The following is a 21987-nucleotide window of genomic DNA, read 5'->3' as shown; positions in this document are numbered from 1 at the left end:
CCAAGTTGTGCTATAAATGGCACAATCTGGGATTAACAACATGAGTACTTACAATGAATTTGAATGAAGAGCAATATTCCGCAGCATTGGCTACCTTGAATAAAAGAGCCAGTCGCTCAAAAATGACGACAATCCTTTTTATATACGCCCTTTTAATATCATTAGTTTCAATGCCCACATCTCTTTTTTACATAAAAATAAAGAGCAACGATAGAGAAGATTTATTATCTGCCCTAACGAGAGCAGCAACAGAGACTCATTCAACCCTGAATGCTATAACAGGTTTAAACAATGCAACTCGTGAATTAATTCAAAGCCTAGATAATTTCAAGTCATCTTCAAACATCGGAAACATTTTAAATTCACAACTCACCACCACCGCCCCTGTCACCAAACAAGAAAACACACTAACAAAAATATTAGAAATCGCTGGTCCGATTCTTTTAATACTATCAAGCCTACTATTTATTGTATATATTTTGCGCTTATTCATTGTATTCATTAAATACAACATGCAAATGAGTAATGATTATGACAACCAAAAGATATCCCTCTTACTTTCAGGAGGAAACACCGAAGAGTTCAGTAAAATACTAAACAACCTAAGGTCCCACAATATTACCTTCGAGAAAACACCTTACCTTCCGCAAGAAAAAATAATTCTCAAATTAATTGATTTAGCACGAGTATCAAGAGATAAGATTTAACTACTAACCCACTGAATTAATATATCTCTGGTTAGAGAGAGTGTTAAATCATTCAGCCCCAGTAAACGACGCTTATCGTATTGTACATTGGGGCCTTTTTTACTCACTCGGTCTCTCAGCCCATAATGATGAACACGCGCGATCCGTTGCACTTTATTGTCAAACTCGACGCTTGCCGCGTCCTTGCTGGCGACGGCTTTCAGATATTTTGTTGTGCGGAGTTTTGCAAACATCTGCCGACGGATGCGGCCCTGTTTCGTTCTGGCCGTCACGCGACGCGGCTCGTAAGCCGTCCCGTCCGGGTTGCGCTGCATCCTGATATTTTTCTGCTGGCTGCGGCGCAGCTGCTGCGCCAGCTCCCGCATCATGCGCTTACGTGCGGCAGGCTCCAGTCCCGCCAGCAACGCATCTAACCAGGTGTCAACTTCCTGCAGCTCAGCCACGGCTCACCACCCACATTTCGTCCGGTTCGTCCGGTTCCGGCACCGCTTCGACGCTGGACACGTCACCGTCAGCGCTGACTATCACACGCTCTGTCAGTTGCAGACTCAGGCTGATATCACAGATATCATTACGCAAAATGTCGACTTCAAAGGAAAGCAACTTTTCCAGCAGTTCCGGGTTATGAATAGCATCCGGCTGATTTTCCCTTAACCAGGCCACCACCGGCGCCATCAATAACCCCTGATCGCCGCTGAAATCCACAATCACCACATTCAGGGTGTAACGATACTCCCATGAAAATGACGCTGCTCCAGTTGCCACCACAGATCCGTTATCAACGAACAAATGCAGCTTATCCGGGTTATCGCGGACATATGACACCGCGCTATTCAGGGCGCGGCGTAAGGATTGAGGCTTGTTCACTGTTTCGCTCCTGACAGGAAATTATCGTGTCCACTTTATCGGCGCAGACCGCCCAGGCCGCCTCCGCTTCATCCAGCGCGGTCAGCAGATCGCCGTTAGTGCGTGCCGCCGACTTTTCCAGGCGGCACTGCGTCACTCTGGGACAACCATTCACGGTAAGCAGCACCTCCGGCGAGGGCTGGACGTTCGCGCATCCTGATAACGTCAGCAGGCAGAAGAGTGTCAGCCCAGCGGCGTAAATCCTCATTTTCACGTTTTAGCTCCTCAATTCTGCGCTGACGGCTTTGCAGCAGCGCGTTTGTACTTTCTGCCGCCGCGTAAAGCCTTGCCTGTTCCCGGTTATTGGTTTCGGACAGGATGGACAGGGCGATCAGCTGGCTGTGCGTTTTTGCCAGTTTTTCGCCTGTCGTTTTCAGATCCCGCCCTTGCCGCTCGATGGTCTGGCTGGCCTCCTTCATCCGCCATGACTGCCAGCCAAGCGCAAGCACTACCAGCGCCAGAATTACCGCCAGCGCCTTTGTCATACCGTCACCGGCTCCGCATCAATAATCTGCGCACGCAGAACCTTAAGCGCGGCCAGCGTCAGCAGATAAAATGCCAGGGTGACAACGTGGCCCGTAAAGGCGAGAAAAATCACAAGCAGTGAACACCTTGCCCATCTGATCACCTGGTTTCCTGACGTACTGAAAAAGTGCGTCAGCGCCTGCTTTGCCTCTCCCCGATGAGTGCCGCCCGCATACCACCCAGCCATGCAAAGTAGCACCGCTCCCCAGCTCAGCAGGCAGGCTACCCAGGTCAAGGCTGTAACCAGTGCCGGAACAATACTGTTTGGAACAAAGAGACTAAAAATCATCAGCGCCGTGTACAGCACCGAAAATAACCCACCGATCAGTTTATTTTTCATTTCGTTACGCTCCTTTTAAGCACCAGGACAGCTCCCGCGCGCGGCGGTTGTCCAGCCCCGGATTAAATACGCCTTTGACGTATACCCAGCGCGGCAACTGATAGCAGGCATCGCGCCAGCGCTTCTGATTGATAAACTTCACCATGGTTGAGCTGCAGGCGTTGCCGGTTCCCACGTTGAAGGCCAGCGATACCAGCGCGTCATAGACGTTCTGCGGTACGCTCACCAGGACACAGCGATCCAGTGCCTTCTCCACCCTTAAAACGTTGGTGATGAAACTCCCGGCGGCCTGCCGTTCCGTGATGGTTTTCCCCGGCACCACGCCGGACGTATTGCCAATGCCATCGGTCCACACCCCCGCATCACACTGATACGGCTGCAGGCGGCAGCCCTCGTAATCGGCTATCAGCTTCAACCCTTCCACTGAGGTATGAAGTTGCTGAAAGCCCGGCAGGGTGGCGGCAATCGCCAGCACCGCCCCTACCAGGCAGCGTTTAACGGTTGAAGGATTCATATTCCCCCTGTGTAATTTTTCCGCCGCGCAGCAGCTGGTAGGTTTTGTGTTTGTAGTACCAGTTGATGGCCAGCATCAGCACGCCAATCAACACACCGCCCACTGTCGACACATCCTTAAGCGATAAATCTCCCATCCATGCCAGCAGTACAGCGATGCAGTACGTGATGAAGGCGCTGATCCGTTCAAGCGTCATATTTCAGTCCCATAACTGGACGGTCTGCACCGTGGAAGTGGTGGCAATATCCGGCAGCTCCACCTGCAGCCCGTGTGGTAAGAACGGGCCGTGCTCAGCCAGCCCCGGATTTGCCTGCAGTACCTGCTCCGTGACGCCCTGCGTGCGTCCGTAATGACGCCAGCAAAGCGCGTCCACCGTGTCACCCTGGTACGCACGCACTTTCATCAGATCAGATCCACCGTACAGTGAGGCGCATCCTGGACCCGGCTGATTGCCCAGCGAGCATCACGCCACAGATCGCCGCTGGCCTCCGCCAGCTCATCCCCCCTTTTCACACCGGAGGCCGTGGCGTCGTAGTCCTGGTAACGCTCATTCACCTGCGCGCGTGCCCAGCAATAAACGGCGTTGTGGTAGTGGTGAATACGTTCGCTTTTACCGTCCAGCAAGTCCGCCGGTACATCGGCCAGCGTCATAAATCCCAGCGCCTGCTGGCGCTTGCGGAAGTCGTACAACTCCGCATTGACCTCTGACATCGCAGACCGGATGAGTTGTCCGAGACGGGGTGACGTCACCGTGCCATCCGTCCGCATCACGCTGCGAAACTCTGATAAATCCACATCGGGCCAGAACGGCGTATTTTTGATAATTTCCGCCTGTTCCGGCGCCTGCTCAGGCGCAACAAACTTCATGCGGGCTTTCTCCTGAAATAGTGGGCGGTGGACGGGGTTTTGATGTGGCAAAAGCCTTTCGCCACCCCGTGCCGCCCGTGCGCGGGGCACGTTCCGTTAACGGCTGTCATTGCGCAATCTGCGCTCCAGCTGCTGTTTTTCTTTTTTGACGCCACAGCGTGGATCAAGCTGCAGCGCATGATTGATGTGATTCAGGGCGGAGGCCGGGCTGGTTTCGGTCAGTACAGCGCCAATCGCTTTATGCAGTCGTGCCCGTGACTGGTCTGGCATATCCTGGCCGTCTGTCAGCTCCAGTGTCTGCAGTAACAACCCGGCATCGAAAGATTCACCTACCAGCAGAGCGGCCTGCGCAGCGTCTGCCATTTCCTCTGCCAGCACCGTCTGGACGTTACGGTTTCCGATGGGCATCACCCATCCGTGCCGCAGCGCATGACGCCCGGCATCCAGCGCACCGGCATAATCACCGGCATCGATACGCCAGAGCATCACAAACATCACCACGTCATCCTGCCGGGCACCATCAGCAGCCAGCACACCCTCCACCCAGGCGGAATAACGGGGCAGCAGTTCCACTTTGATTTGGGCTTTCTTCACGGTGGACTGGATACCTTTCAGGCGGCGGCGGTCCTCCGCCAGCTGCATCAGCATCAGGTCATACCCCGTCGCGTGGCGAACATTGCCGCCCTGCCGGGCGGCCTGTTCAGCCTGGACGCGCAGGCGGTGCTGCCGTGCGGGACTCAGGCTCATGCGTTATGCCCCCTCGCCTTCCGGTACAGCTGGCGCGCTGAAATCCCCCATCTGGATGTTTTCGACCAGCGCCGCGCAGCGGTAATCCTCAACCACATACGCTTCATTGACGGACTCGAAATTCTCGATCCGGTCACGTTTCGGGTTATCGATAACAGAACGACGGCGGGTATCTTCCTGCCAGTAAATGGACAGGTTATCCAGGCGGGTGATCAGCAGTGCATTCGCAGGGAAATACGGCGCGCGTACAGCCTGCAGGCCACCCATGCGTTTCTGGCTGATGATCAGATCAGCGGCCAGCTTCTCCGTGTTCTCCTGGTCTTTGTTAACTAGCGGGAAATACTTGTCAGACAGCAGCTCACGGCCACAGACCACCACCAGATCATCATCATCCTGATACACCGGGTCGATCAGCTCGTTGACCGCATCCATCACCACGGCGTCCAGGTTGGCATAATCGCCACCCTTACCAACCTTCACGGCGCCTTTGGTGGTCACGCCTTCTTTGGTTTCGCTGCCCATGACATGATCCGGCGCATCTTCGCGGATTTTTTGCAGCCAGCCCTTATTTACGTCCTGCAGCATCGGGTTGGCGTCGCGGTCAGAGGTTTTGGCACGCTTCACGCCGTTGAACCCGATCATGATGCGGTCCAGAGCCTGGCGCTTCACGATGGCGTTACGGATCCGTACCTGGAAATCCTGGAATTTTGCCCACAGGTCCAGCTTTGCATAGGTTAGCACCGTATCAAAGTTGGTCTGCTCGCATTTGTATTCCACGTCCGCCATCACTGTCGGGTCAGTTGGTTCGCGCTCTTTGGTGGTGGTATCCGTAGTACCGGCAATCGTGCTACCGACACCCAGACCCAGCAACTGGCCTGACTGCTCATCCACCGGGGTGATGTTAATCAGTGTCAGAAAGGCAGCGGACTGCTGGATCTGGTCTTCCAGCGTCTGCTGTACCGACGGCTCAACGGTGAATTTGCTGGAAAGTTCTTCCACTTCCACGTTGTTCAGGCGTGCCAGCTGCTGCAGGTAGGCGTTAAAGGCAAAACGGGTTTTCTTTTTCATTGGTTCTTATGCTCCATCAGCAATTGGTCAGTGTGCCTGCCGGTGCGTTTCCGCCCGGCGCGCGCTGGCGATAATCTTTGCGGCTGTCTTCCTGGCTCAGCCGCTGCTCCAGTTCAGCAAAAGCGGTCTGCTGTTCCTGCAGGGAGGCTTCCAGCTCAGCAATGCGCGCATCCTGCGCAGACAGGGAGTGCTCAGTACGTTCGCTCAGGTTTTGCTGTTCAGTAGCAATCAGCTCCACCGCGCGATGCACGTCAGAAAAACGCGCGTCATCGTTCTGTTCTTTTTTGGTGAACATCGCGGCAACGCGGGAAAACAGGGAGGGTTTTTCGTCCTGGACTTCTTCCCACTCGATCAGCGTTTCTTCTGCGGCGGTAAAGAGGTTTTCAGGGTTTTGCTTGCGGCCTGCCAGGGGGTTACTTCTGGCGCTGGCGCTAAACTGCAGCATTTCAGTACCGAGGCTTGCGGGATCATCCGTCGCCGCCAGGCCAATGAGGTAGGCTTTGCCGGTATCGGCAAAACTGGTATTGACTTCCATAGAGGTAAACAGCTTTTGCAGATTGCGTGTATACGCCACCAGATCCGCTGACGGTGTGATCCACGCATACAGGGCCATTTTCCCTTTCAGCGGGCCGTCTGCAATCTCCTCTGCCTCCAACTTATCCACGGTCCCGAAACGGCGGAATGGGCTATCAGGGGTGTAACCCTTGATGTGCTCCAGATTAATCAACGCGGTATACACCTGTGGGTCATAGCTCGCCGCCATCTGTTCCAGCCAGGCACGCTCAATATTGCGCCCGTCTGTCGTTGCCCCTTCCACACCGATGCGGAAGCGCTTTGCTTTTACAGCCATGTGACCGACTCCATCAAATAACTCTGTGAGGCCTTATGGTTGCTGCGATGGAGGGGGTGAAACAACGCGCGGACCTTGTGCGGTAAACCATACAAAGGCCAGCCGGGGAAAGGCGCCTGGCAAGGTCGTATGTTTGTGCCATGGAAACGATGACCCCCGCAGACCTCGATCCCCGCAGGCAGGCATTACTGCTGTATTTTCAGGGATACCGCGTAGCCCGCATTGCTGAAATGCTGGGCGAAAAAGTTGCAACCGTTCACAGCTGGAAAAAGCGCGACAAGTGGGGCGAATATGGCCCACTCGATCAGATGCAGCTCACCACTGCCGCCCGCTATTGCCAGCTCATCATGAAGGAGCACAAGGAAGGGAAAGACTTTAAAGAAATAGACCTGCTGGCGCGCCAGTCCGAGCGCCACGCCCGCATCGGTAAATTTAACAACGGCGGTAATGAGGCGGACCTTAACCCTAACGTGCAAAACCGCAACCGCGGCCCCCGCAAGACACCAGAAAAGAACCTGTTTACTGACGAACAGATCGAAAAGCTGGAAGAAATTTTCCGCAACGGAATGTTTGAATATCAGCGCCACTGGTGGGAAGCAGGAATTAAGCACCGCATCCGCAACGTGCTTAAATCGCGCCAGATCGGCGCTACGTATTATTTCGCGCGTGAAGCGCTGATGGACGCCCTGATGACAGGGCGAAACCAGATTTTCCTGTCAGCCAGTAAAGCCCAGGCGCATGTTTTTAAGCAGTACATCATCGAGTTTGCCAAAGAAGTCGACGTGGAATTAAAAGGCGATCCCATGGTGCTGCCAAACGGCGCCACGCTGTATTTTCTCGGGACCAACGCCCGCACCGCACAGAGCTACCACGGCAACCTGTATCTTGATGAGTATTTCTGGATCCCGAAATTTCAGGAGCTACGTAAAGTCGCCTCCGGCATGGCGCTGCATAAGAAATGGCGCCAGACCTATTTCTCAACGCCTTCCAGCCTGACGCACAGCGCTTACCCGTTCTGGTCCGGCGCCCTGTTCAATCGCGGGCGGGCAAAAGCTGATCGCGTTGATATCGACCTGACCCACTCAGCCCTTGCTGCCGGTCTGCTTTGCGCTGACGGTCAGTTCAGACAGATCGTGACGGTGGAGGACGCCGTGAGCGGTGGCTGCAATCTGTTCGACCTCGACCAGCTGCGCCTGGAGTACAGCCCCGACGAGTACCAGAACCTGCTGATGTGTGAGTTCATCGACGATCTCGCCTCCGTTTTCCCACTGGCTGACCTGCAGGCCTGCATGGTGGACAGCTGGGAAGTCTGGGAAGACTTTCAGGCGCTGGCCCTGCGTCCGTTTGGCTGGCGCGAAGTCTGGATCGGCTATGACCCGGCGAAAGGCACCCAGAACGGTGACAGCGCTGGCTGCGTAGTTATTGCCCCGCCTACGGTACCTGGCGGTAAGTTCCGCATCCTTGAGCGCCACCAGTGGCGCGGAATGGACTTCCGCGCCCAGGCAGAGGCCATCCGCAAACTGACTCAGCAGTATAACGTGACCTACATCGGCATTGACTCCACCGGCGTCGGTCACGGTGTTTATGAAAACGTAAAAGGCTTTTTTCCTGCCGTGCGGGAGTTTGTCTATAACCCCAACGTCAAAAACGCCCTGGTGCTCAAGGCATACGACATTATCAGCCACCGCCGTCTGGAGTTTGACGCCGGGCATACCGACATTGCGCAGTCATTTATGGCTATCCGCCGCGCCACCACCGCCAGCGGAAACCGTCCGACCTATGAAGCCAGCCGCAGCGAAGAAGCCAGCCACGCCGATCTGGCCTGGGCTACGATGCACGCACTTTTTAATGAACCGCTGCAGGGCGAAGCGGCCAATACCAGCAACATTGTGGAGATTTTTTGATGGGCAAGAGGAATAAAAACCGCGCTGTAGCTAACCAGAACGTTCAACAAAACAGCGGCGTATCTACAGAAGCATTCAGCTTTGGCGATCCGATTCCGGTACTGGACCGCCGGGAATTGCTGGATTATGTGGAGTGCGTGCAGATGGATCGCTGGTATGAACCGCCGGTGAGCTTTGACGGGCTGGCGCGCACTTACCGAGCCGCCGTTCATCACAGCTCGCCAATTGCGGTCAAACGCAACATCCTGACCAGCACCTTTATCCCGCATCCACTGTTAAGCCAGCAGGCGTTCAGCCGGTTTGTTCAGGACTATCTAGTATTCGGTAATGCCTATTTGGAGAAACGCACTAACCGGCTCGGCGGCACTCTGTCACTGGAGCCGTCGCTAGCTAAATATACTCGCCGTGGCCTGGATCTTGATACTTACTGGTTTGTGCAGTATGGGATGACAACAGAGCCTTATGAGTTCACAAAGGGCAGCATTTTTCACCTTATGGAGCCGGATTTAAACCAAGAGATTTATGGCCTGCCGGAATACCTGTCAGCCATCCCCTCTGCGCTGCTTAACGAGTCCGCTACGCTGTTCCGTCGTAAGTATTACATTAACGGTAGTCATGCGGGCTTCATCATGTATATGACCGACGCGGCGCAGAATCAGGAGGACGTGAACAACATCCGCCATGCGATGAAAAGTGCCAAGGGGCCAGGCAACTTCCGCAACCTGTTTATGTATTCACCCAACGGGAAAAAAGACGGCATCCAGATCATCCCTCTGTCAGAAGTAGCGGCAAAGGATGAGTTTCTGAATATCAAAAACGTGAGCCGCGATGACATGATGGCAGCGCACCGCGTACCGCCACAGATGATGGGGATTATGCCGAGTAATGTTGGTGGGTTTGGGGATGTGGAGAAAGCAAGTAAGGTTTTTGTCAGGAATGAATTACTTCCGCTTCAACACCGGATATCAGAAATTAACTCATGGATTGGACTTGACGAAGAATTGATTAAATTCACCTCATATGATTTAGATTAACTATCTAGAAACGCACCTAAAATGAAGAATAACTTTAGGTGCAGTTCATAATCACCCTATTTGATCCAATAATTCTTCCGCATATTTTTTATCACTATCCATTCGTTGCTGAACTGCATCTCTAAGATGATTCTTCAACTGCTCAGGGTAATTTTTACTGGCATCAATCAATTTTGTTCTTAAAAGCTTAGCACCATTTACGATGGTGGCATAAGCCAAAGCATCAGCTAACTCCTTAACTTTAACATCATCAGTTATGATAGAAGGAATTGAAAATACGTAATATTTTGCGACATAATTTTGCGTATACCAGCTATTATATAACAATCCAATTAAAGCATCCCCAAGATCGTCTTTTCTTTTAAACTTGCTGCCAAATGTATTACCCCAAGTACCTATAGCCCCTTTGGTAGCATTAGAATAAAAGTCAAAATATCCTTTTTTGCATTCTTCAATAATGATGTTTTCCATCCTAATTAAAACATCATCAGGAAGAATTCGCCAAGCACTCGGCTTAATTATTCTGAATACATTAGCAAACTCAGAATCATTACTGGCCCTGCGTAATTCCTCACCTATCAACCGCATTGCAGCTTTTTCTTCTTCTCCTGACAATCTTTGGTTAATTGCTTTAAATATAGAATCGATTTCCTTAGTTGGCCTTTCGTTAAAACGAAGAATTAAATCTTGAAAAAAATCAACTAGTCTTTTCTCTGGGATTTGTGAAATTAAAGCTTCAGCATAATCAGAATTATTCACAAAATGAACTTCATAAACTCTTTCAAGAATAGCAGTGTAATCGAATTCAGCTACATCTCTTTTTAAATATTTAATTAAAGTATCCAACATGATCAATATTCTCATGCAGGAATCTTCTGTATCGGGGAAATTGTCATGTGTCCTTGGATTTCTTATACACTGGTAGTACCCTCTTAATAGGGATTCAAATCCGCGCTGTTCGTCCTGCTCTGATACAGATTGAAGGCTATTAATTTTGATTCTAGGCGATTGTCCACCCAATACAGTACCGACAAGCTGAGCCCCATCCCCTTCACATTGCCCTTTTTCACGCAGCAAAGTTGTTAGATATTTGGTTCCTGCAAGTATTGCATCCGAGAATTGATTGTTTTCCAGCCTGTTACCAATGGCATCAACTAATTCCACATCAAAATTATTTGCATTGAAGTTATTTTTTACAAACATCAGATTCCCCTTTTTTGAGAGGGTATTGTAATGGACCTTTTTAAGATTTCTCTGATAAGTATCACACTATCTAATGTTGCGCGCGCTCGTATCCCCGCCACGCCTGCCCGCTTTGTGTAGTGGTTTTCATGCACCTGCATGAGATATGAAAAAACCCGCCTGAACTGGCGGGCCGGAGCTAAAACGATCCTCAAACGATCATGCAAATTCATGCAGCATAGTCATGCACTACTCTGCTCTGCGTCGCCAGCAGTCTTTCTCCTGCGTGTGGATGGCTTTTTACCACCCAACTTGCGGCAGTCTTTCCGGTCACGCGCTTCGTTTTCTTTAAATTTGTTATACGTTTCAGTATCAAAAAACGAGATGGTTTCAACTTCGTCTTTAGGGATCAGCACACGGAAATCCTGGATATTCAGGCGCGACATCCCACTGATAACACCGCTTTCAAGATAGTGCTGATGATAGTTTGTCGTGATATTTATCGTTAGGTCGTCTTTATCACGATATCCGCTCAGCAAGGGGAGAATTTCAAGGTGTTCCGACAATCCATTTTCCAACGCAGGGCAAGTCACCAGCCCTACATAGATTTTGCGTGATGAAAGTGTAGCAATGATAGGAAACTGGCGAGCTGATGCTTCCATGAGCAGCGATTCAAAAGCATTGTTTCCCACTGCCTTTGCCAGTGCATCCCAACGGCGATCCCCCTTTGAAGTACGGCGTTTGTTTAGCCAACCGAACAGTGCCGCCAGAACTATTGAAATCACAACCCACGCGATTTGCTTAATTTCATTGATGCGCTGCGGTTTATCGGTTGTGGTGGATAACATCCCGTTAAAGCTGTCTGGAGTCAGATTCAGCGCATTAGAAAACCAGCGAAACCCACCGCTGATGTTAAGAGCGAAGGTAAGGAAGCCGCCAGCGAGGAAAAAGACAATTCCCCATGCAGCCACAAAAAAATAAGCGTCCCAGCCATTGGAACGCTTATATCTATAACGTGTTGAAAGTGATAGGTTTACATATATAAAACCACTAACCAAAATCACTGCTAAAAGTAATGTTGCCATTAACGGGTTCTGTAATAATATTTTGCTTTAACAGTGCTCGTTTTGATGCCTTCAAGCTTATCCATCTGATCTCGGATGGCTTTCATAGCTTCTTCGTTGGACAAATCTACGGACACAAAACCATCTTTACTCAGATTGAGCTTGTCCTGGTTCTCTTTCAGAACCCGTGCCAAACGTTCAACTGGATTACCCAGCTTCAATGCGGCGATACTTGACATAACCCCTCCTTCTTATACGGCGCGGAAGTGTACACTTCGTCACCAGCAACCACAACAGCAAATTCCTTATAACTAAGACAACCGTTTTAACTGTTGGTTGCGTTACTTAACTTAAGTTCATTGCCCCTAATCGCGCAAGATGTTTCTGCCTTAAACCACTGCATTTAGCATATATAGTGCCTCTTATGAGAAGCAGGCACTAACAAAGGCAATTTCTAACGCCTCGCACGGCTCGTTGTTCAACCTTGCGGACGGTAAAAGCCAGTTTTATCGTCCGCAAGGTTCGCTAATGCAGCCAGCTGTCGTCTTCCCAGACCTGCTGCATAATCTCCATTACCCGCTGCTTATCCTCATCAAGTTTTAAGCCGGTCAACTCGATACCGTTGGCACTCCTTTACGAATGCGGATCGCCGTCTTGGGATACAAAGGGGTCAGGTTTCGGTAAAGCTCGGTTTCAAGTGCTTCCAGTGTCGCCAGGCTAATTTTCTGCTCTTTATCAATCATTATTTCGACACGCATGGAGATCACCCCTTCTAACTGGAAACATCCATTGACTGGCTGTACTCATGGCTACGAATTTTCGCCATTAATTCATCTGTCAGCTCTGAGACCCACTGGATAGCAAGCCGCTTCTCTTCATCGCTGCACTCACTAGCCGCTACAAGCTTGATAAAAAAATCAATACGCTGGAGCTTCAACGACTCCAAAAGATAGTCCTGCATTTTCCCTCCGATCCTCACTACAGGGTATGTAATGCCACATCCCTACATACGGACAACCAAATACTGTATATGCATACAGTATAATACGTTTTTTAAGTTGTAAAATACTTTCTATCATTCAATCAGATGTGTCCGATGTAGCAGGATAAAGGCAAAAAATGCGCCCCTTCATCAGTACCACCGCCGCCATTTATCATCTTCCTGCAGCCTTTGGTTCCGGTAAAAGACACGCAGACCGGCTCCGGATGGAATACTGCCACCGCGCAGAAGCAGATCGATCTCCGCCTCCGAACCATCAAAGCCTCTCGATTTAAGTTCATACTCCAGCTGCAGGCGCTGCTGATTATCCACATCCTGCCTGTACCCTTTCCGGCGCTTAGGCTTAACCATGCGAAGCCGTGCGTTTAGCTCCCTCAGCTCTTTTTTGCTCATGCTATGGAGATACTCCTGCAGCTCCCGCTCATCCATACCCGCAATATCCGGTAAATCCTGTCCGCTTACGGCCCCGTTTTCGTTCATTTTTTCCACAGGGGGACAGTTATTGCCACGAGTCCAAGGGGCGCAAGCGCCCTGGTCGGCTGGCGCCTCCTGAACGTCAACGGCCTTACGAACCATTTTCCACTTCATCGCATGCGTGCAAATCCGGTCCTCAATAATCGGGGACCAGATGCCATAAATACGGATGCCGTGATCGCCATAGACTGATGGCTCGTCATTGAGTTCATAAGCCGTTCGGACCAGGTGATGTTTACGCGGAACCAGTACGCCGCCCTGTTTCATGATGTAGGTGGCAAAACACCCGGCATCGGCTGCCGCCAGCACGGCATCCAGACGCGGGTTATCCAGTACCGGCGCACCGGCTTTTTTATCGGTCTGCTGTCGCGCGGCCTGGCCCGCCAGCAAACGCAGCTCGCGATAAGCCTGGCGGCCCGGTATACCGAAAAAGCGGAATTGCTGGACGCGATGCAGCGAGGCCCAGGCATTGACATGTTCGGCATTGTCCCGCAGTGATCTGCCGGTTTCTTTGCTGATTTCGTTAGCCAGGCCACGCCCGTCGATGTTCTTACTTATGTACTTCGCGATGTAGCTGGTCGGCGTACCCTTGCGCGGGTTGATCAGCTCAGACTTAAAGCGCGGGCCGGTATTGTTGCCCAGCTCCTCGCGGTCCTCACGGATGGCAAATTTACGCAGCAGTGCAGTGATGGACTTGCGGTCTTTTTTGCGCATGAAGCAAAGCAGGTGCCAGTGCACGGTGCCGTCATGGTGTGGCTCAGCAACGCGGACGCCATACCAGCGCAGCCCGGCTTTGTGCATCGCCTTGCGGAAAGCGGCGAACGTATGCACCAGATAGTCGCTACTCTGCCGGACCGTTGCACTGGTCCATTTCGGGTTTGGTCTGCCGTTATTGAGCGTTGCGTGAAAGCGTGACGGGCAGGTGATGGTATAGAACACCGCGCAGTCTCCGCGCATTTCTGCGATCAGCTCCAGCCCTTTAACGCAGGCCATCATTTCGTTGCGCCGGTGTGCCGGATTGCTGCTGCTGGCTTTTACCACGTCTTCCATATCCAGCGTATCGCCCTGCTCATTGGTCAGCTCATGCGAGCGGAAGAACTCCAGCGATTTGCGGCGCTGTTCGCGTTTATGGATCACGGCCTCATAGCTGACATACGGAGACGCCTTTTTGTTAACCAGGCAGACGGCGCGCAGCTGTTCTTCTCGCCATTCACACCGCATCTGCCACAGCTTGCGATACCACCAGTCAGCACAGAGCATACGGGCAAGCGAACCCGGAATAAGTTCGTACGGGACGGGGTTACGGCGGTGCTTTTTACGGCGCAGCTGCTCGAAGGCAGGCGGGATAACATCAAGGTGCATGGCCTCAGCGGCCACCCTTTCCCATGACCGGCGGATCTCTTCCGGCGTAACGTCTTCATCCGCAAACAGCTCACCACAGGCAGCATCCAGACACATGCTCATGTGTGCCGCCACCAAGGTAGATAACCGCTTAACCTGATCCTGGTTCATTTCCGGCAGAACCAGTAAGCCCTCCAGCCCGTCGTGGCTCGCCATAAACCGGAATGACGCAGAAACCTGGCTGGCACGCACGCGCTCCAGGCGTTCCAGGCACGGCCTGATGGTTTCACGTAGATAGCGGGAATATGCCTTCGGCTTGCCCAGGCCCTCGAAATATTTAATGCGCTCAAGCAGTGGCTTGCTGATATGTGATGGTTCAGCGCTTACGTCTGCCAGAATCACCAGATCGGGATTAAACCGCTGCTGCTCGCGGGCCATTTTGGCACGGCTGATCAGCCGGTCCTGCTCCATTTCACGCTGAACAGGATCACGGGCTTCATTGTAGAAATAGCGCTCCCAGACCTCATCGCTCATCGCCTCACGGCGCAGCTGCTCCTGCTCGTTGTCGCTGGCGTAGAGAGCGATCAGGTTTGAAAGCGCAGACACCGGCGCAACTTCCGCCGGGTCCACATACGGGTTAACCGCTTTTTTCGGGGCATTCCAGACAAAAGCAGCGGCGGCATCATCTGCACCGCCGTAGTTTTTAATGTCGTGATGGCTCACACAAATACTCTCTTTGGAAAGTTTCGTAAGACGCACTCACGACTGGATACGCTGCCAGATCAAACCCGGACCAGATCAGAGGTTGAGAAACAGCGATAATTTCAGTTGCAGACTTACCATCACCACCAGCAACGCCCATACTGCGTTTTGCGTTAATACGGTGGCGGGTAAAATTCTGGTAAATCGCGTTCGTCAGCTCGGTTTCACTGTTCGACACAACAACCTGATGGCCTGCTGATGCCAGTACATCAAGAGTCGTCGCCAGGCGACGCTGTTCAAGCTCATTGAAACCATCAGTGTGATAGTCGGTAAATGTTCCGTCATAAGGTGGGTCGCAATAAATCACATCACCTGCTTTGACCATCGCTAAAGTTTCCTCATAGCTGGCACAAATGAAGGTGGCGCGTTTTGCTTTCTCTGCAAATGCTCTGATTTCGTCTTCCGGGAAATATGGTTTTTTATAATTCCCGTATGGAACGTTAAATTCACCTTTCCTGTTATAACGACACAGGCCACGATAGCCGTGGCGATTGAGATATAGGAAATATACTGCTTTCATGAAATCAGTAATTTCAGAGGAATGATTAAATTCATGCCTAATGTTGTAATAAGCTACCTCTCTATTCGCAATCGCAAAAATATTTTTTGCGCGTGATACGAAAGCTTCACAATCAAGGGCAATTTTTTTATAAAGATTGATAAGATCTGGATTAATATCCGCGACAAGATAATGAGGATACTCTGTCGCCATCATCACAGCGCAGGAACCCGCGAAAGGCTCAACCAGTCGCAGGCCTGCAGGCAGGTGCTTTTTCAGCTCATGCGTGACGGAGGTCTTATTGCCCGCCCATTTCAGGATGGTGCTCATACAGCACCCCCATTGTAGTGTTTGCCTTTCAGCTCTGCGATTTCCTGACAGGTGATGCAGCACTGCACGCCAGGAATAGCACGGCGGCGGGCTGGCGGTATTGGTGCGTCGCAGTCAATGCACAAGACACGGGAAACGCCCGGCGCTTTACTGCGGGCGGTGTGGATGTGCCTCTGGCGTTCTTCTTCAACGCGCTGCTGTACGAGGTCCATAGAATCAGCCATCAGTGGATCTCCTGCGCTTCGTTCTGGATGTTTTCCGCAGCAACGCACAGCAGCTCCGCCGCCTCAACGTGATTAAGCTGGCGCGATGTGATGTGACACGCCAGGCTATCAAGGCGGGCAGCCATTGCCGCAGCACGTGCGCGGCGTTCTTCCATGCGGGCCTCTGTCAGTATCTGGTTAAGACCTGCATCATCCGGGCCGATTTTGTTGGAACGGGTTTCGATATTTCGCATTGTTGTTTCTCCTGAATTTTGGCAAAAGAATGCCCGGCGGGTTTACGCCATTAATTTCCGTTGTCGTTTAATTCGGCATGGTTAGCCGCTTTGGAAATAAACTCACGACTGCGCGAAGATGGTTCATCACACCAATAAGTGCGGTTACCTCGTCACTCGTCAGCTCACTAAATTCAACGCAGTGACGCTCCTTGCTAATATTTGCAAGAAAAAATAATGCTGCAAGCACACGATTATTCAGCTCGTACTTTTCATCACGCTTATCACGCATTTCGTTAATAAAACGATTAAGTTCTTTTTCACAGTCGCCATATAGAGCGGTGCGTAATACAGATATATGATTTAACGCACTGGCACGCTGCCCGGCGCTCATATTGATAGTGATATCTTCAGCTTTGAAAGCCATGACATTCTTTTCCTGTTACCGGTTAAACCTTCCAGCAGCGCATCCTGAGAGCGGCACGGATGCCAGCGCTTGCCATCCTTCCCCATGATCCAGCCATGCCCGAAATGAGGTGATGGGCTTTGCTTAACGAGCAGCGATGCGAGTGATGGTTGTTTAGTCAACATAGCCACCTCAGATCAAACCAAATGAGGCACCCAGGCCAGTGACTGTATCAATGGTGCTGGCCATCGCCGGGCTTGCCTGCAGGCGCGCGTGCAACGTCACTGCGGTTAATGCCATCAGTCGAGTAACTGAATTGATGCTATCAACAATCTGGCGGCGCCCTGCCGTTGTATGAGCTTCGCCGGAAACGGCGCCGGCAGCCACGCGGCCGATTTCGGCCGTAGCTTTTAGTACATAATCCGGCATCTTTTCGCGAGCGACTTCGTTTAGCGGCACGCACGGGAGGCAGTGGATCTGCGCCAGGAAGCCATCAACCAATGCGGAATCCTCGGTCAGATCAGTAAGCAGCCAGATTTCCGGTGCGGTAAGTTGGTGCGGCTGGTCAGGGTTTAGCTTGTTGCGCAGAGTCTGAACATTCATCCCGGCACGCCCTGCCAGCTTCGTCATGTTATGACGCAGTGCGAAAGCCCTGCAGGCTTCATCAAAATGCGGATGTTTGGAAATCCTGAAATCAAACATGTTTTTGGCCTCTCTATATCCCAAAATGGAACTATCAGGCTTGCATTGCGATTTCGCAGCCTTGAGCCGCTTCCATCGTCAATGCGAACATGTTTACTTCGATAAGGCTATTTACCCCTTCCTTTTTACGAATTGGAAGGCGGCCTTCACGGATCATTTGGCGGGCGTAGCTGAGTTTGTAACCGGTACGGCGGCAGAACTCATCCAGGGTAATGAATGGTTCAGACACCACAAGATTGATGCTAGGGCGCATTGATAATTGGCGACTCATGATGCACTATTCCTCGGTTTGGGTGCGTAACTCACTATTAGGCACTGTTTAACACTATTCAAAACATCTTGAATCGAGATATTAGGATCACAAAACCATCATGTCAACACGAAACTTAACGAATAAAGATGACGTAAAGCTGATTCGAGATTTCATATCTCAAAATAGAGGCGGAAAAGAGGTTATTGCTCGCATTCTGGAAGCTTATGGTTTCACTACCCGCATAGCCCTCTGCCATCAGCTTGGCGTCTCGCAAAGCACTATGGCTAACAGGTATGCACGCGATACCTTCCCAGCCGACTGGGTGATCGTTTGTCATCTTGAAACAGGAGCATCCCTAATTTGGCTTAGCACAGGGGAAGGAAGCAGGTTCCTTGGGGGCAACGATGAAAATATCACCTATTTAAAACGCATAGACATCACTAATGGGAATATCTCACCCCAAAACGATGTAATAGCTGATACATCGACAATTCCAGAGGGCTTGAATTCACCGTTCATCTTGAATGCTGACAAAACGACCTACCTTGCTGAACGTTACGATGGCGAATTGGTAGATGGGCTCTGGTTCATTGAAATTGATGGGATTGTAAGCGTCCGCGAGTTGTACCGCTTTCCCGGCGGACGCGTGCGAGTTGAGAATGGCAAGGCCTCTTTCGAATGCAAAATTGATGACATAAAAATTCTTGGGAAAATAATCACTCGTACAGAGAGCATGTGAATTATGGCTGTTTCAAAACTACCTAACGGAAAGTGGCAGGCTCAGGTTTTCCCAAACGGTAGGGATGGAAAGCGCATCCGTCGCCAGTTCGCGACCAAAGGGGAGGCTTTAGCATTCGAGCGTCACATAAAAGATCAGGCTCAAGATAAGCCGTGGCTGGGCGAGAAAACTGATAAACGCCGCGTTCGGGATTTGGTTACAGCTTGGTATAACGCACATGGCGTTACGCTTGCTGATGGTGAAAAGCGCAAAGGCGCAATGGAGTTTGCCTGTCTCGCAATGGGTGATCCCCTCGCTACAGAATTCAACGCTAAACTGTTCTCAACTTATAGAGAACAGCGGTTAAGCGGAAAAATAACCCGCTCTGATCGCGTCAAGGCTGTCACCCCTCGCACGGTTAACCTTGAACTAGCTTACTTTCGGGCTATGTTCAACGAGCTGAAAAGACTTGATGACTGGACAGCACCCAACCCTCTTGAAAACGTCAGAGAGTTTAAGATCGCAGAAATTGAGCTGGCCTGGCTTACAGTTGAGGAAGCGGCTCGCTTGCTGGAAGAATGTGAAAAAAGCAAGGCGGAGGATTTAACCATGATTGTTAAAATCTGCCTTGCAACCGGAGCAAGATGGGGTGAAGCGGAAAGTTTAACTGGAAAGCAGATAAGCCCCGGAAAAATCACTTTTATCAAAACGAAAGGTAAGAAGAACCGAGCTGTTCCTATCAGTGACGAGCTTTATGAATTACTACCCAAAAGCCGAACCTCTAAACCGCTCTTTACCGGATGTTACTCAGCATTCAGGAGCGCAGTAAAACGGGCGGGAATTGAACTTCCTGACGGTCAGCTTTCGCATGTTTTACGGCATACTTTTGCCAGCCATTTCATGATGGGCGGCGGCAATATTTTAGTCTTACAACGCATCCTCGGACATACAGATATCAAAGTCACGATGCGTTATGCTCACTTCGCCCCTGACCACCTTACAGAAGCGGTTCAACTTAACCCATTAAACCTGATAAGTGGCAGCAAAATGGCAGCACAGCGCAGCACTATGCAATACTTTTCGACAATATACGAAATGCTATGCGTTTGATTTAACTGTATATCTTTGTTTTTATTAGAATATAGTTCGGACTCATAATCGCTTGGTCGTTGGTTCAAACCCAACAGGGGCCACCAAATTTTAGCTTTAAAATCATATAATTAAGTCACTCGAAAGAGTGGCTTTTTTGTTTCTGAATTTTAAAATGGCACCACAAACCACTGAGCAACGCGCATGGCTTAGCGTGTTGTCGCTATCCCATTAAGAGGATAAAAAGTCCGTTATAACGCAGGGAAAATTTGCGCTTACGCTAAAACAGATAGCATTCTGCATTAGCAAAATATTGCTCAGAGCATCTCGGGCAGCCCATAACCGCCGCACTCCTGTTGACTTCTGTCTAACTACGCAACGTAGTCTTGAAATATCTTTCATTCCTGCAATGCTGGAATTCATACTACTCACGATAAATGTAACAACACAGTTCAATTTCCGAAAAATAACCATAGCCTGCGCCAGCTGATCGTAATCAACGCGTTCCTCCCCCCGCTCTTATATATAACCCGCTGACTTACAAAAAGGATGAAATGATGAAAATACGGGATATATCAATCAGTACCTGTCTGGCACTGTTATTAATGGGTTGCGTAGCTAAACCACCCATGACGACGGAAAATGAAAGAGGCCGCCGCGTTTGCTTTTAATGTCGATGCTTCGCAGGTGACAATTTCCGATGCGAGGCAGCAGGATGTGAAAACCAACTTTGTGGTCACCATCGGCAAAACCAGCCATCGCTGCTATGTGACGAAGGCCGCCGAGCCGAAGCTTTACGGGCTGATCCCGCTGGGCGGCGGTAGCACCGTCTCGGATGCCATCTGCGCAGGCGCCAACCCGACGCTAGCGAGCAAAACCTGCGACGCCCTGTCGCAAAAAGCGGGCCGCTGCTGAGCCTTTGCGCAGAAGAAGGCCGCTAACTGCGCATTTAGTCACTTTTTCTGCCGTTTTACCGCGGTCGCTTAGTTCAGCGACCGCACCTGCTGATAAGAATTGAGCCGTTCCCGCAGCGAGGTGAGCCAGACATCCGGCTCCTGACGGCAGATTTCGGTGAGGATCGGCGTCAGCACCAGCTCGGCTTCATGGAAGTCGGTCCACTCCGGCGGCTCCAGTGAAAAAGGATCGTTCATCAGCCAAATCACCATCGGCGTCCAGGCGCGCGGATCCAGTTGCAGATAATCCTGACAGCGCATCATATCTCGGGTCCGCGCCTCATCGGGGACGACATCCTTTCCCACCGCGGCGCTACTCATTGCCAGTACTGTTATTCCTGCCATTAGATGTTTCCAAACCCATTTTCGCCAGAAGGCGCGTTTTTCTTTCGCCATTGTTATTATTTTACCTGCCAGTTGTCGCCGGACGATATTCCCGAGAACTCGCCTTAATAAGAGCAGATTAATCGTTTGCATTTTTTTTAACAGCAGACCGCGCTGAAGCAAGTGAACGCCCGTTCCTACAGCTGTCATCCAGCTATGCAAATATATTCGTCTGGCTCAGCTCCACAATATTTCCCTGGCCCAAAACGATTTGTGTTACAATTACGCCTTATAACGGCATCGATAAAAATAACCCCCGCCGCACCTGCACCAGGCATCGCCCTTCTTTTTTCATATCAGGATTTACGCCCCCATGAATGCGATAATCATTGACGATCATCCATTGGCACGTATCGCCATTCGCAACCTTCTCGACAGCAACGGTATTACCGTCGCGGCAGAGCTCGACAGCGGCGCTCATGCCGTGCAGACCGCGGAAAGCATGCAGCCTGACCTGCTCATCGTCGACGTCGATATTCCGGAGCTCAGCGGTATCGAGGTGCTGGAGCAGCTGCGCAAACGCCGCTACCAGGGAACAATCATCATCATTTCCGCTAAGAATGAACTGTTCTACGGCAAACGCAGCGCCGACTGCGGAGCAAATGGTTTTGTGAGTAAAAAAGAGGGAATGAATAATATCCTCGCCGCAATCGACGCAGCCAATAATGGCTACAGCTATTTCCCCTTTTCACTGGAACGCTTCTGCACCCACGGCATCACCGATCAGGACCGGCTGGATACGCTGTCAACGCAGGAGATGAAGGTGTTCCGCTATATTCTCAGCGGCGTCGACTACACCACCATCGGCAGCAAAATGAACATCAGCAATAAAACGGTAAGTACCTATAAGGTCCGTCTGATGGATAAATTAGGCTGCAGCACCCTGCTTGAGCTATATGACTTTGCGCAACGCAATAAAATAGGGTGATGGC

32 protein-coding genes and 1 pseudogene are annotated in these 21987 nt (G+C 51.0%); 7 read left to right on the top strand and 26 right to left on the bottom strand.

Translation table 11 applies throughout. The features are described from left to right. Window positions 1-53: 53 nt before the first annotated feature. Window positions 54-707, top strand: a complete 654-nt coding sequence (locus KHQ26_RS14630) for a hypothetical protein (protein ID WP_211777909.1) — start codon at window positions 54-56, stop codon at window positions 705-707. Here the strand turns inward: KHQ26_RS14630 and KHQ26_RS14625 are convergent. The 12 genes from KHQ26_RS14625 to KHQ26_RS14570 all read right to left on the bottom strand — a co-directional run bounded on the left by KHQ26_RS14625 (window position 704) and on the right by KHQ26_RS14570 (window position 6524). Further along, window positions 704-1150: a phage virion morphogenesis protein gene (locus KHQ26_RS14625; protein WP_211777908.1), complete on the bottom strand. Its 447-nt coding sequence runs from the start codon at window positions 1148-1150 to the stop codon at window positions 704-706. The two genes, KHQ26_RS14630 and KHQ26_RS14625, sit on opposite strands and share 4 nt — an antisense overlap. Then, window positions 1143-1574 (bottom strand): phage tail protein, encoded by a 432-nt coding sequence (locus tag KHQ26_RS14620; protein ID WP_211777907.1) that lies wholly within the window; start codon window positions 1572-1574, stop codon window positions 1143-1145. The genes KHQ26_RS14625 and KHQ26_RS14620 overlap by 8 nt, the downstream gene beginning before the upstream one ends. Next, complete coding sequence (gene lysC, locus KHQ26_RS26075) at window positions 1537-1782, bottom strand: Rz1-like lysis system protein LysC (RefSeq protein WP_225986739.1); 246 nt, start codon at window positions 1780-1782, stop codon at window positions 1537-1539. Before lysC ends, KHQ26_RS14620 begins: the two co-directional genes overlap by 38 nt. Then, the gene (gene lysB / locus KHQ26_RS14610) at window positions 1670-2098 is read right to left on the bottom strand and encodes an Rz-like lysis system protein LysB (protein WP_211777906.1); all 429 of its coding nucleotides are present in this window, start codon (window positions 2096-2098) and stop codon (window positions 1670-1672) included. The genes lysC and lysB overlap by 113 nt, the downstream gene beginning before the upstream one ends. Further along, complete coding sequence (locus tag KHQ26_RS14605; RefSeq protein WP_211777905.1) at window positions 2095-2478, bottom strand: DNZ54_00345 family protein; 384 nt, start codon at window positions 2476-2478, stop codon at window positions 2095-2097. The genes lysB and KHQ26_RS14605 overlap by 4 nt, the downstream gene beginning before the upstream one ends. 4 nt (window positions 2479-2482) lie before the next feature. After that, entirely contained in the window at window positions 2483-2992 is a 510-nt protein-coding gene (locus tag KHQ26_RS14600) for a lysozyme (RefSeq protein WP_038421819.1), read from the bottom strand. Further along, complete coding sequence (locus tag KHQ26_RS14595; RefSeq protein ID WP_004144702.1) at window positions 2973-3188, bottom strand: HP1 family phage holin; 216 nt, start codon at window positions 3186-3188, stop codon at window positions 2973-2975. Before KHQ26_RS14595 ends, KHQ26_RS14600 begins: the two co-directional genes overlap by 20 nt. A 3-nt stretch (window positions 3189-3191) precedes the next feature. Beyond that, on the bottom strand, window positions 3192-3395 hold the full coding sequence (locus KHQ26_RS14590; protein WP_004144701.1) for a tail protein X: 204 nt from the start codon (window positions 3393-3395) through the stop codon (window positions 3192-3194). Continuing rightward, window positions 3395-3859 (bottom strand): head completion/stabilization protein, encoded by a 465-nt coding sequence (locus KHQ26_RS14585; RefSeq protein WP_110247448.1) that lies wholly within the window; start codon window positions 3857-3859, stop codon window positions 3395-3397. Before KHQ26_RS14585 ends, KHQ26_RS14590 begins: the two co-directional genes overlap by 1 nt. 96 nt (window positions 3860-3955) lie before the next feature. After that, complete coding sequence (locus KHQ26_RS14580; protein WP_117028914.1) at window positions 3956-4606, bottom strand: terminase endonuclease subunit; 651 nt, start codon at window positions 4604-4606, stop codon at window positions 3956-3958. A 3-nt stretch (window positions 4607-4609) separates the two neighbouring features. After that, window positions 4610-5674, bottom strand: coding sequence for a phage major capsid protein, P2 family (locus KHQ26_RS14575; RefSeq protein ID WP_019704960.1), 1065 nt, complete (start codon window positions 5672-5674; stop codon window positions 4610-4612). Window positions 5675-5690: 16 nt separating this feature from the next. Next, entirely contained in the window at window positions 5691-6524 is an 834-nt protein-coding gene (locus tag KHQ26_RS14570) for a GPO family capsid scaffolding protein (RefSeq protein ID WP_023313658.1), read from the bottom strand. A 140-nt stretch (window positions 6525-6664) separates the two neighbouring features. Here KHQ26_RS14570 and KHQ26_RS14565 point away from each other — a divergent pair, with 140 nt between their 5' ends. Next, window positions 6665-8428 carry a terminase ATPase subunit family protein gene (locus KHQ26_RS14565; protein ID WP_032409543.1) on the top strand — a complete coding sequence of 588 codons (1764 nt, stop codon included), beginning with the start codon at window positions 6665-6667 and terminating at the stop codon, window positions 8426-8428. Next, window positions 8428-9462: a phage portal protein gene (locus KHQ26_RS14560; RefSeq protein ID WP_211777904.1), complete on the top strand. Its 1035-nt coding sequence runs from the start codon at window positions 8428-8430 to the stop codon at window positions 9460-9462. The genes KHQ26_RS14565 and KHQ26_RS14560 overlap by 1 nt, the downstream gene beginning before the upstream one ends. A gap of 51 nt (window positions 9463-9513) precedes the next feature. On the opposite strand, the gene KHQ26_RS14555 is transcribed toward KHQ26_RS14560, so the two are convergent. The 13 genes and pseudogenes from KHQ26_RS14555 to KHQ26_RS14495 all read right to left on the bottom strand — a co-directional run bounded on the left by KHQ26_RS14555 (window position 9514) and on the right by KHQ26_RS14495 (window position 17929). Further along, on the bottom strand, window positions 9514-10665 hold the full coding sequence (locus tag KHQ26_RS14555) for a TIGR02391 family protein (RefSeq protein ID WP_023313661.1): 1152 nt from the start codon (window positions 10663-10665) through the stop codon (window positions 9514-9516). A 221-nt stretch (window positions 10666-10886) separates the two neighbouring features. Next, window positions 10887-11729 carry a hypothetical protein gene (locus KHQ26_RS14550; RefSeq protein WP_211777903.1) on the bottom strand — a complete coding sequence of 281 codons (843 nt, stop codon included), beginning with the start codon at window positions 11727-11729 and terminating at the stop codon, window positions 10887-10889. Continuing rightward, complete coding sequence (locus KHQ26_RS14545) at window positions 11729-11947, bottom strand: hypothetical protein (RefSeq protein ID WP_016529211.1); 219 nt, start codon at window positions 11945-11947, stop codon at window positions 11729-11731. The genes KHQ26_RS14550 and KHQ26_RS14545 overlap by 1 nt, the downstream gene beginning before the upstream one ends. 286 nt (window positions 11948-12233) lie before the next feature. Continuing rightward, window positions 12234-12466: pseudogene (locus KHQ26_RS14540) on the bottom strand (DinI-like family protein). Window positions 12467-12480: 14 nt separating this feature from the next. After that, the gene (locus KHQ26_RS14535; RefSeq protein WP_023313664.1) at window positions 12481-12669 is read right to left on the bottom strand and encodes a hypothetical protein; all 189 of its coding nucleotides are present in this window, start codon (window positions 12667-12669) and stop codon (window positions 12481-12483) included. Window positions 12670-12840: 171 nt separating this feature from the next. Next, window positions 12841-15246, bottom strand: coding sequence for a replication endonuclease (locus KHQ26_RS14530; protein ID WP_211777902.1), 2406 nt, complete (start codon window positions 15244-15246; stop codon window positions 12841-12843). After that, window positions 15227-16114, bottom strand: coding sequence for a DNA adenine methylase (locus KHQ26_RS14525; RefSeq protein WP_211777901.1), 888 nt, complete (start codon window positions 16112-16114; stop codon window positions 15227-15229). Before KHQ26_RS14525 ends, KHQ26_RS14530 begins: the two co-directional genes overlap by 20 nt. After that, window positions 16111-16338, bottom strand: coding sequence for a TraR/DksA family transcriptional regulator (locus KHQ26_RS14520; RefSeq protein ID WP_023318930.1), 228 nt, complete (start codon window positions 16336-16338; stop codon window positions 16111-16113). The genes KHQ26_RS14525 and KHQ26_RS14520 overlap by 4 nt, the downstream gene beginning before the upstream one ends. Continuing rightward, the gene (locus KHQ26_RS14515; RefSeq protein ID WP_032438887.1) at window positions 16338-16571 is read right to left on the bottom strand and encodes a DUF2732 family protein; all 234 of its coding nucleotides are present in this window, start codon (window positions 16569-16571) and stop codon (window positions 16338-16340) included. The genes KHQ26_RS14520 and KHQ26_RS14515 overlap by 1 nt, the downstream gene beginning before the upstream one ends. A gap of 67 nt (window positions 16572-16638) precedes the next feature. After that, window positions 16639-16977, bottom strand: coding sequence for a DUF5347 family protein (locus KHQ26_RS14510; RefSeq protein WP_032706406.1), 339 nt, complete (start codon window positions 16975-16977; stop codon window positions 16639-16641). Next, entirely contained in the window at window positions 16941-17141 is a 201-nt protein-coding gene (locus tag KHQ26_RS14505; RefSeq protein ID WP_004205792.1) for a phage filamentation protein Fil family protein, read from the bottom strand. Before KHQ26_RS14505 ends, KHQ26_RS14510 begins: the two co-directional genes overlap by 37 nt. A gap of 7 nt (window positions 17142-17148) precedes the next feature. Continuing rightward, complete coding sequence (locus KHQ26_RS14500; protein ID WP_211777900.1) at window positions 17149-17658, bottom strand: phage regulatory CII family protein; 510 nt, start codon at window positions 17656-17658, stop codon at window positions 17149-17151. 34 nt (window positions 17659-17692) lie between these two features. Then, the gene (locus KHQ26_RS14495) at window positions 17693-17929 is read right to left on the bottom strand and encodes a hypothetical protein (protein WP_004144798.1); all 237 of its coding nucleotides are present in this window, start codon (window positions 17927-17929) and stop codon (window positions 17693-17695) included. A gap of 100 nt (window positions 17930-18029) precedes the next feature. Between KHQ26_RS14495 and KHQ26_RS14490 the strand changes: the two genes are divergently transcribed. The 3 genes from KHQ26_RS14490 to KHQ26_RS14480 all read left to right on the top strand — a co-directional run bounded on the left by KHQ26_RS14490 (window position 18030) and on the right by KHQ26_RS14480 (window position 20633). After that, complete coding sequence (locus KHQ26_RS14490) at window positions 18030-18650, top strand: phage repressor protein CI (RefSeq protein ID WP_211777899.1); 621 nt, start codon at window positions 18030-18032, stop codon at window positions 18648-18650. A gap of 3 nt (window positions 18651-18653) precedes the next feature. Beyond that, window positions 18654-19739: a tyrosine-type recombinase/integrase gene (locus KHQ26_RS14485; protein WP_032439000.1), complete on the top strand. Its 1086-nt coding sequence runs from the start codon at window positions 18654-18656 to the stop codon at window positions 19737-19739. A 621-nt stretch (window positions 19740-20360) separates the two neighbouring features. Beyond that, the gene (locus KHQ26_RS14480; RefSeq protein WP_020803697.1) at window positions 20361-20633 is read left to right on the top strand and encodes a hypothetical protein; all 273 of its coding nucleotides are present in this window, start codon (window positions 20361-20363) and stop codon (window positions 20631-20633) included. 68 nt (window positions 20634-20701) lie between these two features. Here the strand turns inward: KHQ26_RS14480 and KHQ26_RS14475 are convergent, their stop codons facing one another. Beyond that, window positions 20702-21067, bottom strand: coding sequence for an HdeA/HdeB family chaperone (locus tag KHQ26_RS14475; protein ID WP_004144804.1), 366 nt, complete (start codon window positions 21065-21067; stop codon window positions 20702-20704). A gap of 301 nt (window positions 21068-21368) precedes the next feature. On the opposite strand from KHQ26_RS14475, the gene evgA reads away from it, so the two are divergent. Next, on the top strand, window positions 21369-21983 hold the full coding sequence (gene evgA, locus KHQ26_RS14470) for an acid-sensing system DNA-binding response regulator EvgA (protein ID WP_004174237.1): 615 nt from the start codon (window positions 21369-21371) through the stop codon (window positions 21981-21983). The last annotated feature ends 4 nt before the right edge of the window (window positions 21984-21987 follow it).

Source organism: Klebsiella sp. 10 (assembly GCF_018223925.1).
Taxonomy (GTDB): Bacteria; Pseudomonadota; Gammaproteobacteria; order Enterobacterales; family Enterobacteriaceae; genus Klebsiella; species Klebsiella pneumoniae.
The sequence above is the reverse complement of the archived record's forward strand: the minus strand, read 5'-3'. Positions and strand labels throughout refer to the sequence as shown.

Excerpts from the sequence above, each read along its gene's own strand:
- KHQ26_RS14630 (WP_211777909.1), top strand. The coding sequence starts at position 54 with ATGAATTTGAATGAAGAGCAATATTCCGCAGCATTGGCTACCTTGAAT.
- lysB (WP_211777906.1), bottom strand. The coding sequence starts at position 2,098 with ATGACAAAGGCGCTGGCGGTAATTCTGGCGCTGGTAGTGCTTGCGCTT.
- KHQ26_RS14605 (WP_211777905.1), bottom strand. The coding sequence starts at position 2,478 with ATGAAAAATAAACTGATCGGTGGGTTATTTTCGGTGCTGTACACGGCG.
- KHQ26_RS14600 (WP_038421819.1), bottom strand. The coding sequence starts at position 2,992 with ATGAATCCTTCAACCGTTAAACGCTGCCTGGTAGGGGCGGTGCTGGCG.
- KHQ26_RS14595 (WP_004144702.1), bottom strand. The coding sequence starts at position 3,188 with ATGACGCTTGAACGGATCAGCGCCTTCATCACGTACTGCATCGCTGTA.
- KHQ26_RS14590 (WP_004144701.1), bottom strand. The coding sequence starts at position 3,395 with ATGAAAGTGCGTGCGTACCAGGGTGACACGGTGGACGCGCTTTGCTGG.
- KHQ26_RS14585 (WP_110247448.1), bottom strand. The coding sequence starts at position 3,859 with ATGAAGTTTGTTGCGCCTGAGCAGGCGCCGGAACAGGCGGAAATTATC.
- KHQ26_RS14580 (WP_117028914.1), bottom strand. The coding sequence starts at position 4,606 with ATGAGCCTGAGTCCCGCACGGCAGCACCGCCTGCGCGTCCAGGCTGAA.
- KHQ26_RS14575 (WP_019704960.1), bottom strand. The coding sequence starts at position 5,674 with ATGAAAAAGAAAACCCGTTTTGCCTTTAACGCCTACCTGCAGCAGCTG.
- KHQ26_RS14570 (WP_023313658.1), bottom strand. The coding sequence starts at position 6,524 with ATGGCTGTAAAAGCAAAGCGCTTCCGCATCGGTGTGGAAGGGGCAACG.
- KHQ26_RS14565 (WP_032409543.1), top strand. The coding sequence starts at position 6,665 with ATGGAAACGATGACCCCCGCAGACCTCGATCCCCGCAGGCAGGCATTA.
- KHQ26_RS14560 (WP_211777904.1), top strand. The coding sequence starts at position 8,428 with ATGGGCAAGAGGAATAAAAACCGCGCTGTAGCTAACCAGAACGTTCAA.
- KHQ26_RS14555 (WP_023313661.1), bottom strand. The coding sequence starts at position 10,665 with ATGTTTGTAAAAAATAACTTCAATGCAAATAATTTTGATGTGGAATTA.
- KHQ26_RS14550 (WP_211777903.1), bottom strand. The coding sequence starts at position 11,729 with ATGGCAACATTACTTTTAGCAGTGATTTTGGTTAGTGGTTTTATATAT.
- KHQ26_RS14545 (WP_016529211.1), bottom strand. The coding sequence starts at position 11,947 with ATGTCAAGTATCGCCGCATTGAAGCTGGGTAATCCAGTTGAACGTTTG.
- KHQ26_RS14535 (WP_023313664.1), bottom strand. The coding sequence starts at position 12,669 with ATGCAGGACTATCTTTTGGAGTCGTTGAAGCTCCAGCGTATTGATTTT.
- KHQ26_RS14525 (WP_211777901.1), bottom strand. The coding sequence starts at position 16,114 with ATGAGCACCATCCTGAAATGGGCGGGCAATAAGACCTCCGTCACGCAT.
- KHQ26_RS14520 (WP_023318930.1), bottom strand. The coding sequence starts at position 16,338 with ATGGCTGATTCTATGGACCTCGTACAGCAGCGCGTTGAAGAAGAACGC.
- KHQ26_RS14515 (WP_032438887.1), bottom strand. The coding sequence starts at position 16,571 with ATGCGAAATATCGAAACCCGTTCCAACAAAATCGGCCCGGATGATGCA.
- KHQ26_RS14510 (WP_032706406.1), bottom strand. The coding sequence starts at position 16,977 with ATGGCTTTCAAAGCTGAAGATATCACTATCAATATGAGCGCCGGGCAG.
- KHQ26_RS14505 (WP_004205792.1), bottom strand. The coding sequence starts at position 17,141 with ATGTTGACTAAACAACCATCACTCGCATCGCTGCTCGTTAAGCAAAGC.
- KHQ26_RS14500 (WP_211777900.1), bottom strand. The coding sequence starts at position 17,658 with ATGTTTGATTTCAGGATTTCCAAACATCCGCATTTTGATGAAGCCTGC.
- KHQ26_RS14495 (WP_004144798.1), bottom strand. The coding sequence starts at position 17,929 with ATGAGTCGCCAATTATCAATGCGCCCTAGCATCAATCTTGTGGTGTCT.
- KHQ26_RS14490 (WP_211777899.1), top strand. The coding sequence starts at position 18,030 with ATGTCAACACGAAACTTAACGAATAAAGATGACGTAAAGCTGATTCGA.
- KHQ26_RS14485 (WP_032439000.1), top strand. The coding sequence starts at position 18,654 with ATGGCTGTTTCAAAACTACCTAACGGAAAGTGGCAGGCTCAGGTTTTC.
- KHQ26_RS14480 (WP_020803697.1), top strand. The coding sequence starts at position 20,361 with ATGAAAGAGGCCGCCGCGTTTGCTTTTAATGTCGATGCTTCGCAGGTG.
- KHQ26_RS14475 (WP_004144804.1), bottom strand. The coding sequence starts at position 21,067 with ATGGCGAAAGAAAAACGCGCCTTCTGGCGAAAATGGGTTTGGAAACAT.
- evgA (WP_004174237.1), top strand. The coding sequence starts at position 21,369 with ATGAATGCGATAATCATTGACGATCATCCATTGGCACGTATCGCCATT.